Annotated in this window: 10 protein-coding genes; 4 read left to right on the top strand and 6 right to left on the bottom strand. The window is 60.1% G+C overall.

The features are described 5' to 3' along the window. Nucleotides 1–31: 31 nt before the first annotated feature. From F6A13_RS14650 to polX, 4 genes are read left to right on the top strand one after another with little or no spacing between them, the layout of a single operon-like run. The gene (locus tag F6A13_RS14650) at nucleotides 32–967 is read left to right on the top strand and encodes a DnaJ C-terminal domain-containing protein (RefSeq protein ID WP_126604826.1); all 936 of its coding nucleotides are present in this window, start codon (nucleotides 32–34) and stop codon (nucleotides 965–967) included. A 24-nt stretch (nucleotides 968–991) separates the two neighbouring features. Beyond that, a complete protein-coding gene (locus F6A13_RS14655; protein ID WP_113527646.1) occupies nucleotides 992–1,288 on the top strand; it encodes a chaperone modulator CbpM in 297 nt (98 codons plus the stop codon). Next, complete coding sequence (locus F6A13_RS14660; protein WP_126604824.1) at nucleotides 1,285–1,953, top strand: phosphoribosyltransferase; 669 nt, start codon at nucleotides 1,285–1,287, stop codon at nucleotides 1,951–1,953. The genes F6A13_RS14655 and F6A13_RS14660 overlap by 4 nt, the downstream gene beginning before the upstream one ends. Nucleotides 1,954–1,956: 3 nt before the next feature. Then, a complete protein-coding gene (gene polX, locus F6A13_RS14665) occupies nucleotides 1,957–3,687 on the top strand; it encodes a DNA polymerase/3'-5' exonuclease PolX (protein WP_126604822.1) in 1,731 nt (576 codons plus the stop codon). A gap of 65 nt (nucleotides 3,688–3,752) precedes the next feature. Here the strand turns inward: polX and htpG are convergent, their stop codons facing one another. From htpG to atpD, 6 genes are all read right to left on the bottom strand, one after another. Then, a complete protein-coding gene (gene htpG / locus F6A13_RS14670) occupies nucleotides 3,753–5,642 on the bottom strand; it encodes a molecular chaperone HtpG (RefSeq protein WP_126604820.1) in 1,890 nt (629 codons plus the stop codon). Nucleotides 5,643–5,803: 161 nt separating this feature from the next. Beyond that, nucleotides 5,804–6,799 carry a 2-hydroxyacid dehydrogenase gene (locus tag F6A13_RS14675; RefSeq protein WP_126604818.1) on the bottom strand — a complete coding sequence of 332 codons (996 nt, stop codon included), beginning with the start codon at nucleotides 6,797–6,799 and terminating at the stop codon, nucleotides 5,804–5,806. A 241-nt stretch (nucleotides 6,800–7,040) separates the two neighbouring features. After that, nucleotides 7,041–8,876 carry a glutamine--fructose-6-phosphate transaminase (isomerizing) gene (gene glmS, locus F6A13_RS14685; protein WP_126604814.1) on the bottom strand — a complete coding sequence of 612 codons (1,836 nt, stop codon included), beginning with the start codon at nucleotides 8,874–8,876 and terminating at the stop codon, nucleotides 7,041–7,043. A gap of 45 nt (nucleotides 8,877–8,921) precedes the next feature. Beyond that, nucleotides 8,922–10,289, bottom strand: a complete 1,368-nt coding sequence (gene glmU / locus F6A13_RS14690) for a bifunctional UDP-N-acetylglucosamine diphosphorylase/glucosamine-1-phosphate N-acetyltransferase GlmU (protein ID WP_126604812.1) — start codon at nucleotides 10,287–10,289, stop codon at nucleotides 8,922–8,924. 129 nt (nucleotides 10,290–10,418) lie between these two features. Further along, entirely contained in the window at nucleotides 10,419–10,844 is a 426-nt protein-coding gene (locus F6A13_RS14695) for a F0F1 ATP synthase subunit epsilon (protein WP_009569104.1), read from the bottom strand. 3 nt (nucleotides 10,845–10,847) lie between these two features. After that, nucleotides 10,848–12,257: a F0F1 ATP synthase subunit beta gene (gene atpD / locus F6A13_RS14700; RefSeq protein WP_113527598.1), complete on the bottom strand. Its 1,410-nt coding sequence runs from the start codon at nucleotides 12,255–12,257 to the stop codon at nucleotides 10,848–10,850. Nucleotides 12,258–12,262: the final 5 nt, after the last annotated feature.

A 12,262-nucleotide genomic window follows, 5' to 3' on the forward strand; every position in this document is an offset into this window, starting at 1 on the left:
GTCTGCTATAACCAATGATAAGGGGGACGAGTTGGAATACAAGGACTACTACAAAATTCTGGGGGTCGAACGCAGCGCCGATGCCGATGCCATCAAAGCGTCCTATCGCAAAATGGCGCGCAAATATCACCCGGATGTGAGCAAGGAAAAGGATGCGGAGGAACGCTTCAAGGACCTCCAGGAAGCCTACGAGGTGCTCAAGGATCCGGAGAAACGTGCCGCCTATGACCAGTTGGGCAGCAACTGGCGCGCCGGCCAGGAGTTCCGGCCCCCGCCCGGCTGGGGTCAGCAGGCCGCGGGTGGCTTTGGCGGGGGTGGCGGTGGGTTCAGCGACTTTTTCGAGTCCATATTCCGCCAGCAACAGGGTGGTGGGTTCGGTAGCGGCGGGGCGGGCGGATTCCGCAGCCAAGGCGAAGATAGCGAGGCCACGATCCGCGTCAGCCTGGAGGATGCGGCCCAGGGCGCCCAGCGTGAGATCAGCCTGGAAGTACCCACCATGGGGCCCGATGGCCGTATGCGCCGTGAAGCGCGGCGCCTGACCGTCAAGATCCCCAAAGGCATCCGCGAAGAACAGCGACTGCGTATGGCCGGGCAGGGCGCGCCGGGTATGGGTGGCGGTCCCAATGGGGATCTGTACCTGCACATCCAGTTTCTGCCACACCCCAGGTTTCGGATAGAGGGCAGTGATTTATATCATGACCTGCACATCACTCCGTGGGAGGCGGTGCTCGGCGCCAGCGTCGAAGTTCCCACCCTGGATGGCGACGTGCGCATGAAGATTCCGGCCGGCAGCAGCAGCGGGCAGAAGCTGCGGCTCAGTCAAAAGGGGTTGCCCGGCGCCGGCAGCAAACCACCTGGAGATTTGTATGCCGTAATCCAGATTGTCGTCCCCAAAAAAATCGGCGAACCGGAGAAAGCCCTGTGGAACCAACTGGCAGAGATGTCCGACTTCCATCCCCGCCGCTGACGAGAAGACCGAGGAGAATGCGCCATGGTTTCACCACCGATCACCGTCATCGAAGCGGAGTTGCTGGAAGAGGGCGATTTCTGCTTTGATTTTCCGCACTTTTGCACCCTGCTCCACTGCGCCGAAGGCGAAGCCGTGCAACTGGTGCATTACGGCGTCATTCGTCCCGAAGGCAGCGGCCCGCAGCACTGGCGCTTCCGCAGTCTCGATCTCTATCGCGCCCGCCTCAGCCGCCGCCTCAGCCGCGATCTGGAGATCGATATGGCAGGGGCCGCGCTGGCGGTGGACTTGCTGGAGCGGTTAAGGGGGTTCCAACCATGACTACTTATCCCCCGAATTATGCCAGCCGTGAAGCGGCAGCGGAATTACTGGCGCGCAGCCTGACCGCTTATGATGGCAAAGATCCCCTGGTGCTCGCCATTCCCCGCGGGGCACTACCCATGGGGCGCATCATCGCCAACGCGCTGCACGGTGACCTTGACGTGGTTCTGGTACGCAAGATCGGGGCGCCCGGCAACCCCGAATATGCCGTAGGCGCCGTCGATGAAAGCGGGCGGATATGGATGGATCCCATTGCCGGCCGTCTGGGCATCGGCGAGCAATACATTCGCGACGAAGCCACCCGGCAACTGGAGGTGATCAAGGCGAGACGGGCGCAATACACGCCGATTCACCCGGCCATCGATCCCCGTGGCCGGATCGTCATTGTGGTTGACGACGGCGTCGCCACCGGTGCTACTCTGGGGGCTGCACTGCGTCTCCTTCGCCAGCAGCGGCCCGCGCGCCTGATCGCCGCCTTTGCCGTGGCCCCTCCCGACACCATCGCGCGTTTGCATCCCCTCGCAGATGATCTGGTTTACCTGTCGGCCCCGGAGCCGTTTCATGCGGTAGGAGAGTTCTTTACGGATTTCCGGGAAGTCAAGGACGAAGAGGTGCTGGAGATATTGCGCAATACACCGCCGCCACAAAAACCGCCGCATCCCTAAGTCATGCCCGTTCTCAACCCCGACATCGCGCGCGCATTCGACGAAATCGCCGATCTTTTGGAGATCGAGGACGCCAACCCCTTTCGGGTGCGGGCATACCGCACCGCCGCCCGCCTCGTGCTGGGGCTGACCAGCGACCTCAAAACCATGGTGGAGGCTGGCGAGGACCTCACCGAGCTACCCGGCATCGGCGAGGATCTAGCCAAAAAAATTATCGAGATCGTCACCACGGGACACTGCTCCTTCCTCGAAAAACTGGAAAAACAAACCCCGCCAGCGCTGACGGAGCTGCTCAAGGTGCCGGGTCTTGGACCCAAGCGGGTCAAGGCACTTTGGCACGAACTGGACGTGGAAACCGTGGACCAGCTCACCCGCGCCGCCAGAGAGGGGCGCATTCGCAGTATCCCCGGTTTTGGCGAGAAAACCGAAGCGCGCATTCTGGAAGCCCTTCAGGCCCAGATCGCCGCCGTTCCTCGTTTTCCCATCGCCGTCGCCGCTCCGTATGCCGCCGCCCTGGTTCGCTATCTGCGGAACGTACCCGGGGTGCGGCGAGTGGTGGTGGCCGGCAGCTTCCGGCGCGGCAGGGATACGGTGGGCGACCTGGATATACTGGCTACGGCCTCTGCGGACAGTCCGGTCATGGAGCGCTTCACCGCCTATGAGGATGTGGCGGAAGTGTTCTCCCAGGGTACCACCCGGGCCACCGTGATCCTGCGCAACAAGCTCCAGGTGGACCTGCGCGCCGTGGACGAATCCGCCTATGGTGCCGCCCTGCATTATTTTACCGGCTCCAAGTCCCACAACATCGCCATCCGCCGCATGGGTCAGGATATAGGTCTGAAAGTCAACGAATATGGGCTTTTTCGCGGGAAGGAACGGATTGCCGGCGATACGGAGGAGTCGGTCTACGCCGCTGTCGGCCTGCCTTATATCGAGCCGGAATTGCGGGAGAACCGCGGCGAGATCCAGGCCGCCCGCGCCGGACATCTGCCGAAACTGGTGGCGATGGGCGATTTACGCGGTGACCTTCACGCCCACAGCAAGGCCAGCGATGGCCACTATAGTATACGAGACATGGCTGCGGCGGCCCGGGCCGCGGGTCTGGAATATCTGGCTATCACCGAGCACAGCCGCCACCTGACCGTCGCCCATGGCCTCGACCCGGTGCGTTTGCGTCGGCAGATGGATGAGATTGATACCCTCAATACCGAACTCGACGGTATCACGCTCCTCAAGGGCATAGAGGTAGACATTCTGGAAGACGGCAGCCTGGATTTACCCGGCGGTATCCTGTCCGATCTGGACCTGGTGGTGGCGGCCGTGCATTACCGCTTCGATCTGCCCAGGGGCAAACAGACCGCACGCATCCTTAAGGCCATGGACAACCCCCATTTCACCATCCTCGCCCACCCCAGCGGGCGACTCATCGGCAGCCGGAACCCCATGGATGTGGACATGCCCCGCATCATCCGCCATGCGCGCGAGCGAGGATGCTTTCTGGAGATCAATGCTCAGCCCGAGCGGCTGGATCTCGTCGATATCCATGCGCGGACGGCCAAGGAAGAAGGGGTGCTGCTGGCCGTCAATTCCGACGCCCACAGTATTCACGACTTCGACAACCTGCGTTTTGGCCTGCAGCAGGCGCAGCGCGGCTGGCTGGAGATGAAGGACGTGCTCAATACGAGAACGCTCAAGGAGTTGCGGCCCCTGCTGGCAGCGACCATGAGCCGGTAGATATTGACGGACAAAACTGTCACCCCGGCATAGCCGGGGGATTTCCTGTTTTTGGTCAGGCAAGCTCAGCCTGCCAGCGCAAGCATCAACTGATTGATACGGGCGACGAAACCGGCGGGATCTTCCAATTGCCCCCCCTCGGCCAGAATCGCTTGATCCAGCAACAGTGCTGACCATTCGGCGAAGCGAGTATCGTCTTTTTCGCCTTCTATGCGTGCCAGCATGGGATGGGTGGGGTTGATCTCCAGGACAGGTTTGGTGCTGGATATTTCGTGACCGGCCTGCTTGAGCAATTGCTGCATGTACAGGGCCATGTCCCGCTCGCCCAGGACGATACAGGCCGGAGAACTGGTCAGGCGATGGGATACGCGCACAGCCTCCACCCGCTCGCCTAAGGCGTTTTTGATGCGTTCCACCAAACCCTCGGCATCCTTTTCGGTTTCTTCCTGCGATTTGCGTTCTTCTTCGGTTTCGATGGCGCCCAGGTCAAGTGCACCTTTGGCGACGGACGTCAGTACCTTACCCTCAAATTCCGGCAGATGGCTGGTCAGCCATTCATCCACGCGATCACTGAGCAGCAATACCTCGATGCCTTTTTTGCGCAGCAACTCCAGCTGTGGGCTGTTCTTGGCGGCAAGGAAGGAGTCCGCAGTGATGTAGTAAATTTTGTCTTGACCCTCGGCCATACGCGCGAGGTAATCGGCCAGCGATACATTTTGCGTGTCCGTGTCCGTGTGGGTGCTGGCGAAGCGCAGCAGCCTGGCGATCTGTTCGCGGTTGCTGTAATCCTCGCCCGGCCCTTCCTTGAGTGCCCGTCCGAATTCATTCCAAAACGTCTGATATTTTTCAGGCTCTTTCTCGGCCATTTCCTCGAGGAGACTCAGTATTCGTTTCACCGAACCGGAGCGCATCTGATCAATGACTCGGTTACCTTGCAGAATCTCGCGGGAGACGTTAAGAGGCAAATCGCTGGAATCGATCACACCGCGCACAAAGCGCAGATAGCGGGGAAGGAGCTGCTCGGCATCGTCCATGATGAAGACGCGCTGCACATAGAGCTTGATACCGTGGGAATGGTTGTGATCCCAGAGATCAAAGGGTGCTTTGGCAGGAATGAAAAGTAAGGAGGTGTATTCCAGCCGTCCTTCCACATGGTTGTGGCTCCAGGCCAGAGGGTCGCCATAGTCGTGGCTGACATAGCGATAAAACTCCTTGTATTCGTCGTCGCTGATCTCGGACTTGGATCGTTGCCAGAGAGCGGAGGCCTTATTGACCGTTTCCCATTCGTCACCAGGTTTGCCATCTTCGCCTATTTTGCGCATACGGATCGACAGGGGTATGTGATCCGAATACTTGTTGATGATGCTGCGCAAGCGCCATGCGCTGAGCAGGTCCTGGCGTTCTTCCTCACGCAAGTGCAAGACGATTTCGGTACCGCGCGCGGGCAGATCCTGGGTTTCCAGGGTGTAGGTTCCGGTACCATCCGACTCCCAGCGAACGCCATGCTCGGCCTCCATGCCGGCGCGACGAGTGTTCAGGCTAACGCGATCTGCAACGATGAATGCCGAATAAAAACCTACTCCGAACTGGCCGATCAGCTTGGCGTCTTTGGTCTGATCGCCGCTGAGGCGTTCAAAGAATTCTCGCGTTCCGGATTTGGCGATGGTGCCGATATTAGCAATCACTTCGTCGCGGTTCATGCCAATACCGTTGTCCCGCACGGTAATGGTGCCGGCTTCGGGATCGAAGTCCACCTCTACCTTGAGCTCGCTGTCACCTGTCAAGAGGGCGGGGTCAGCCAATGCCTCGAAACGTAGCTTGTCGCAAGCGTCGGAGGCATTGGAGATCAACTCGCGCAGAAAGATTTCTTTGTTGGAGTACAGCGAATGGATCATCAACTGCAATAGCTGATTGATCTCGGTTTGAAATTGCATGGTTTCCTTGCCGGTGGCCATTATCTCTCCTGATGAAGTAACGGGGTTCGCGCAGCGAGCGAACGGTTGAATGTAAGCACGCTGAAAGTGGTGCCTGCCAAAGAAAAAATCAAGGCCGCAGGTGCCTCATCCAAGGCTGGCGCCGATGGGGATTCCTCGCGAATGGAATATCGGAACTGTTCTCACCCCTTGCTGCGAACGCAATTTGGATTATCCTTTCCATCGCTGTAGTCATCCAGGTTCTGGATCGTGGTGTCCGCGATGGTTTTTAGGGCCTCGCGGGTAAAAAAGGCCTGATGGCCGGTAACGATAACGTTGGGGAAGGTAAGCAACCGTTCGAAGCTGTCATCGCAGATAATGTCGTCGCAATGATCCTTAAAATATAATTCCGCTTCTTCTTCATAGACATCCAGACCCACTGCACCCAGATGGCGGCTTTTCAGCGCCGCAATGAGTGCCGTGGTGTCGATGAGCGGACCGCGGCTGGTATTGATCAGCACGGCACCATCGGGCATCAAGGCGAACCGTTCCGCATTCATCAGATGCCGGGTTTCCGGGAGAAGCGGCACATGGAGGCTGACGATTTGGCTTTTGGCGAGCAATTCTTCCAGCGGTACATACGCAACGCCGAGTTCCAGGCACGCGGGATTGACGACTGTGTCATAGCCCAACAGGTGGCAGCCCATACCATGCAGAATCCGGGCGAGTGCCTGACCAATTTTTCCAGTGCCAACAATACCGACAGTTTTGCCATGCATATCAAATCCAAGCAAGCCGTCGAGGAGAAAATTACCGTCACGCACTCGATTATAAGCTTTATGCAAATGCCGGTTCAGGGTCAACATCAGGCCGACGGCATATTCAGCCACCGCATAAGGAGAATAATCGCGCACCCGCATGACGGTGATGCCATACTTCTCGGCAGCAGGGATGTCCACATGGTTGAACCCGGTGCTGCGCAACACCAGTAGTTTAGTCCCCAAGCGCGCTATGGTTTCCAGGGTTTTTGCGTCCAGCGTGTCATCCACGAAGGGGCAAATGGCAGGGTATCCCTGGGCAATGAAGGCCGTATCCGCGCTCAATGCGGTTTCAAGAAATACCAATTCGTGGCGTCCGTGGTTAGCGGCGCTGAGGAACTGCTCATCGTAAGGGCGAGCACTGCTAACCAGACAACGCATAGCACCTCTCCTTCTCTGTATTCATCAGCACACGGGGGATCAGCAAAAGTAGCTGCCCGTGACACGGACTATAGCCGGCGCCTCTTCACAGATCTCCCCCGGCACGCCGTGACCATGCCTGCGCCATTCACAGCCCAGTTCGCTGCGTCTGCCAAGCAGGTCCGGCCGCCCGAAATTCAGGGAAACGCCGGGATGATACTCTATTGTCCGTTAACAACACCCGGTACACCGAACCGCCCCATTACTCCACCGTCACGCTCTTCGCGAGGTTACGCGGCCGGTCCACATCGGTGCCCTTCACCAGCGCCGCGTGATAGGCCAGCAACTGCACCGGGATAGCGTGGACGATGGGGGAGAGCAGACCGGCGTGACGGGGCAAACGCATCACATGCACGCCCTCACTGGCGTTAAAGTGGCTGTCCGAATCGGCAAAAACATAGAGCTCACCGCCACGGGCGTGGACTTCCTGCATGTTGGCAGCGAGCTTTTCGAGGAGGCGGTCATTGGGCGCGATCACCACCACGGGCATGTCGCGGTCCACCAGGGCCAAGGGGCCATGCTTCAATTCGCCCGCAGGATAAGCCTCGGCGTGGATATAGGAGATTTCCTTGAGTTTGAGCGCGCCCTCCAGCGCAATGGGGTAGTGCAGGCCGCGCCCCAGAAAAAGCGCATGGTCCTTGCTGGCAAAACGTGCCGCCCACCCCTGAATCTGCGGCTCCAGGTTCAGGGCTTGCTGGACACTGCCCGGCAGTTGCCGCAAGGCATCCAGGTGATCAGCCTGCTGCACTTCGTTCAGACGCCCCTGCGCCTTGGCCAAAGACAGAGCCAGCAGATAGAGCGCCGCCAACTGGGTGGTGAACGCCTTGGTCGAGGCCACTCCGATCTCTGGGCCGGCCCGGGTCAGGAAACGCAACGCCGACGCCCGCGGAATAGCGCTCTCCGCGACATTGCAGATGGCCAGTGTGCGCGTATGACCGAGATCCTTGGCACGGCGCAAGGCCTCGAAAGTATCCAGCGTTTCGCCGGATTGCGAAAGGGTCACCACCAACTGGCGCGGGTCGGGAATGGAGTCCCGGTAGCGATATTCGTGCCCCAGCTCCGCCTGCGCCGGAATCCCTACAATGCTTTCCAGCCATTGGCGTCCCACCAATGTCGCGTAGTGGCTAGTGCCAGAGGCCAGGAACAGCACCCGGTCCACATCGCGAAACATGGCCGCGGCACCATCTCCCCAGAGGTCCGTCAGATCCAGTTGACTGTTCAGCGCACCTTCCAGGGTATCCGCAACTGCGCGGGGCTGTTCGTGGATTTCCTTCTGCATGAAGTGGCGGTAAGGCCCCAGATCGACAGCCGCCGCACTGAGCTGGCTCCAGTGTTCTTCCCGCTGCCGTGACGCTCCGGCCTGATCCGTAATCCGCAGGGTCTGTCGCTGCAGCATGGCCACATCGCCGTCTTCGAGATACAACACGCGGCGGGTCACCGGCAGCAGGGCCGCCACGTCCGAAGCGAAGTAATGCCCATCATCGGCAATGCCCAGCAGCAGCGGGCAGCCCATCCGTGCCACGCACACGGTCTCCAGATCGCGGCTGGAGATCACCGCGATGGCATAGGCGCCGCGCAGATCGCCCACTGCCCGGCGAGTCGCCGCGAACAGGTCCGGCGCGGTCTGCCGATAATGGTGCACCAGATGCGCGATGACCTCCGTGTCGGTCTCGGAGGTGAAGGTGTACCCAGCTGCTTCCAGGCGGGCGCGCAAGGCATGAAAGTTCTCGATGATACCGTTATGGACCACTGCGATCTGTTCATGGGAGATCATGGGATGCGCATTGCATTCGGCGACGCCGCCATGGGTGGCCCAGCGCGTGTGGCCGATGCCCACCTGACCCTGCAAGCCACGCTCGACAACGGCGGCAGTCAGCTCGGCGACGCGCCCGACGCTGCGCACCCGCAGCAAATCCGCATTGGTCCCCAATATCGCCAGCCCGGCAGAGTCATAGCCACGATACTCCAGGCGCTGCAGCCCCTCCAGAATCATCGGGACCAGATCTGTTTTGCTCACCCCACCGACAATACCGCACATGATCCTGTTCTCCTGTCATCGAAGACCATCCCGCGTTATCGGGAATTACTTTTTGTCACGCCGCGGCCGCTGCCAATGAGGAATGGTACGCTGCGGGTTGCGACTCAGCGTCAGTCCTCCCGGAGGTACCTCTTTGGTAATGGTGCTGCCCGCGCCGATGGTCGCTCCGTCGCCAATGTGCACTGGCGCCACCAACTGGCTGTCGGAGCCGATGAACACGTCATTGCCGATGATGGTCCGATGTTTGTTCGCTCCGTCATAATTGCAGGTAATCGTCCCGGCGCCCACATTCACTCCGGTACCGATCTCCGCGTCCCCGATGTAACTCAGGTGGTTGGCCTTGCTGCCCGCGCCGATTTTGGCAGCCTTCACCTCGACATAGTTGCCGATATGAGCGGCTTCGCCGATCTCCGTTCCGGGGCGAATCCGCGCGAAAGGTCCGATCCGCGCCCCGGCCCCAATTTGGGCGCCTTCGATAAGGCTGTAGGGTAGAATCTCCACGTCGTCGCCAATCTGCGCATCCTGCAAAACGGCGCCAGCTCCTACGCGGACGCGATGCCCCAGATGCACCTCGCCGACAAACAACACGTTGGCATCCACCCAACAGTCCTGACCGCAAGTAAGCTCGCCACGAATGTCTACCCGCGCCGGGTCCGCCACCCGTAATCCCCGCATCTGCAGCGCGCGCAGTTGCTGCCGCTGAAACACACGCTCCAGAATCGCCAACTGCAAGGGGTCATTCACCCCCAGAGCCTCGGTCGCATCAGCCAGTGTAAAGGGCCAAACGACATAGCCGTCCGCCCGCGCTGCCGCCACCACATCCGTCAGGTACATCTCGCCCTGGGCATTGCGTGCAGACAGTCCCTGTAGCCAGCCCGCCAGCGGCTGTACCGGCAGTACCATCATCCCAAGATTTATCTCGCAGATGGCCTGTTCGTCCGTCTGGCAATCCTTGTGCTCACGGATAGCCTGCACCTGGCCGTCCGTATCACGGAGAATCCGGCCGTAGCCGTGGGGCTCGCTTACCGATGCCGTCATCAATCCAAGTGCTGTCGCCGGGGTTTGTTGGAGAAATTCGCGCAGTGTCGCTGCCGTCAAGAGGGGCACGTCGCCATACAGTACCAGTACCCGGTCCGCTCCCATGAAACCCGGCAACGCCGATTTCAGCGCATCGCCGGTACCGAGCTGCCGTGCCTGAGTCCACCAGCTCGCCGGCGTGTCCGGGAAGACGGCCTGCACGGCATCGCCGCCGAAACCGACCACAATGTGGATACGCCGCACCGCCAGATCTGTCGCCGTAGCCAGTACGTGGGCAAGCATTGGTTTTCCCCCAAGCGGTTGCAGCACCTTGGGTAGAGCCGAGTGCATGCGCGTGCCCTGCCCGGCAGCGAGGATTACGATATCCGTCAACATGATGTCTCCATGCCTTGCGTTGTCTGTCAGCATAAACGCCAGACCACAAAATACACAGACCCCAGGGACTCTTCAGCCGCTGGGGTCTGTGTGGTGTTACACGACGCGCCTGCACACATTGCGCGACGGTCAGCGCAGCAATCCCTGCTCCCGCAGGCGTTGCACCGTCTTCAGGCGAGCAATCTGCTCCAGCAATTCCGCCTGGGCCGCCGCATACTCCATCTGATCCGTGTGTCCCGCCATCCGAGCTTCCGCAGCCTGCTTGGCCGCTAAAGCCTTGGCTTCGTCGATATCTGTCGCGCGTTCCGCCGAGTCAGCCAGCACCGTCACCATGTCGGGTTGAATTTCCAGAATCCCGCCATTGACGAAGAGATATTCCGTCTCCGCGCCGTGAATGATCCGCAACTCACCGGGGCGCAGCCCGGTCAGCAACGGCGCGTGGCGGGGCAGAATGCCAAGCTCGCCCATCTCGCCGGGGGCCACCACCATATCGGCGACCCCCGCGTAGATGCTGCCTTCAGCGCTGACTACCCGCACATCTATGGTCATCGCCATGATTTAGCCTTGCTGCAGCTTTTGCGCCTTGGCAAGGGCTTCATCTATGGTGCCGACCATGTAGAAGGCCTGCTCGGGCAGGTGGTCATACTCTCCTGCCACGATCGCCTTGAACGCACGGATCGTTTCCTTCAGGGAGACATAGGTACCGGGGCTGCCGGTGAACACTTCAGCGACAAAGAAAGGCTGGGACAGATAGCGCTGAATCTTGCGTGCCCGCGACACCAGCAGTTTGTCGTCCTCGGACAATTCATCCATGCCCAGAATGGCAATGATATCCTGCAATTCCTTGTAGCGCTGCAACGTCTTCTGGCAGGAACGAGCCACATCATAGTGCTCTTGGCCAACGATCTGCGGATCGAGCTGACGGCTGAAAGAATCGAGTGGATCGAGCGCGGGGTAGATGCCCAGTTCCGCAATCTGCCGCGACAACACCACCGTGGCGTCCAAGTGGGCAAAGGTCGTCGCCGGAGAAGGATCGGTGAGATCGTCCGCCGGCACGTAAACGGCCTGCACAGAGGTGATGGACCCTACCTTGGTGGAAGTGATACGTTCCTGCAACTGGCCCATTTCTTCAGCCAGCGTTGGCTGATAGCCCACCGCAGAAGGCATGCGCCCCAGCAGCGCCGAGACTTCAGTGCCGGCCAGCGTATAGCGGAAAATGTTATCGATGAACATCAAAATGTCGCGACCTTCGTCACGGAAGTGCTCCGCCATGGTCAGGCCGGTCAACCCGGCGCGCAAACGGTTGCCAGGCGGCTCGTTCATCTGCCCGTATACCAGGGCGACCTTGTCCAAAACGCCGGAGTCGGTCATTTCATGGTAAAAGTCGTTCCCTTCGCGAGTCCGCTCGCCGACGCCTGCGAACACCGAATATCCGGTATGCTCGATAGCGATGTTGCGGATCAACTCCATCATGAGCACCGTCTTGCCCACGCCGGCGCCGCCGAAGAGGCCGACCTTACCGCCCTTGGCGAAAGGACAGACCAGATCAATGACCTTGATACCGGTCTCCAGCACCTCGGTGCTTGCCGCGAGTTCGTCAAAGGCCGGCGCCGGGCGATGGATGGCCTGGCGATCTTCCGTCTGTACGGGTCCTTTGCCATCTACCGGCTCACCCAGGACGTTCATGATCCGGCCCAGAGTGGCATGCCCTACCGGCACACTGATCGGCGCACCGGTACGGGTGACGGCCAACCCGCGTTTGAGGCCTTCGCTGGACCCCATGGCGATACCGCGCGCCACGCCGTCACCCAACTGGGCCTGCACCTCGATGGTCAGATTGTTTTCGTCGACCACAATAGCTTCCATGATCTCGGGGACCTGCCCACGAGAAAAGGCGACGTCGATCACCGGCCCGATCACCTGGACGATATGGCCGACGGCGTTTTCTTTAGCAACCGCTTCGCTCATGATTT

The organism is Acidithiobacillus sp. 'AMD consortium' (assembly GCF_008926505.1).
Classification (GTDB): domain Bacteria; phylum Pseudomonadota; class Gammaproteobacteria; order Acidithiobacillales; family Acidithiobacillaceae; genus Acidithiobacillus; species Acidithiobacillus ferridurans.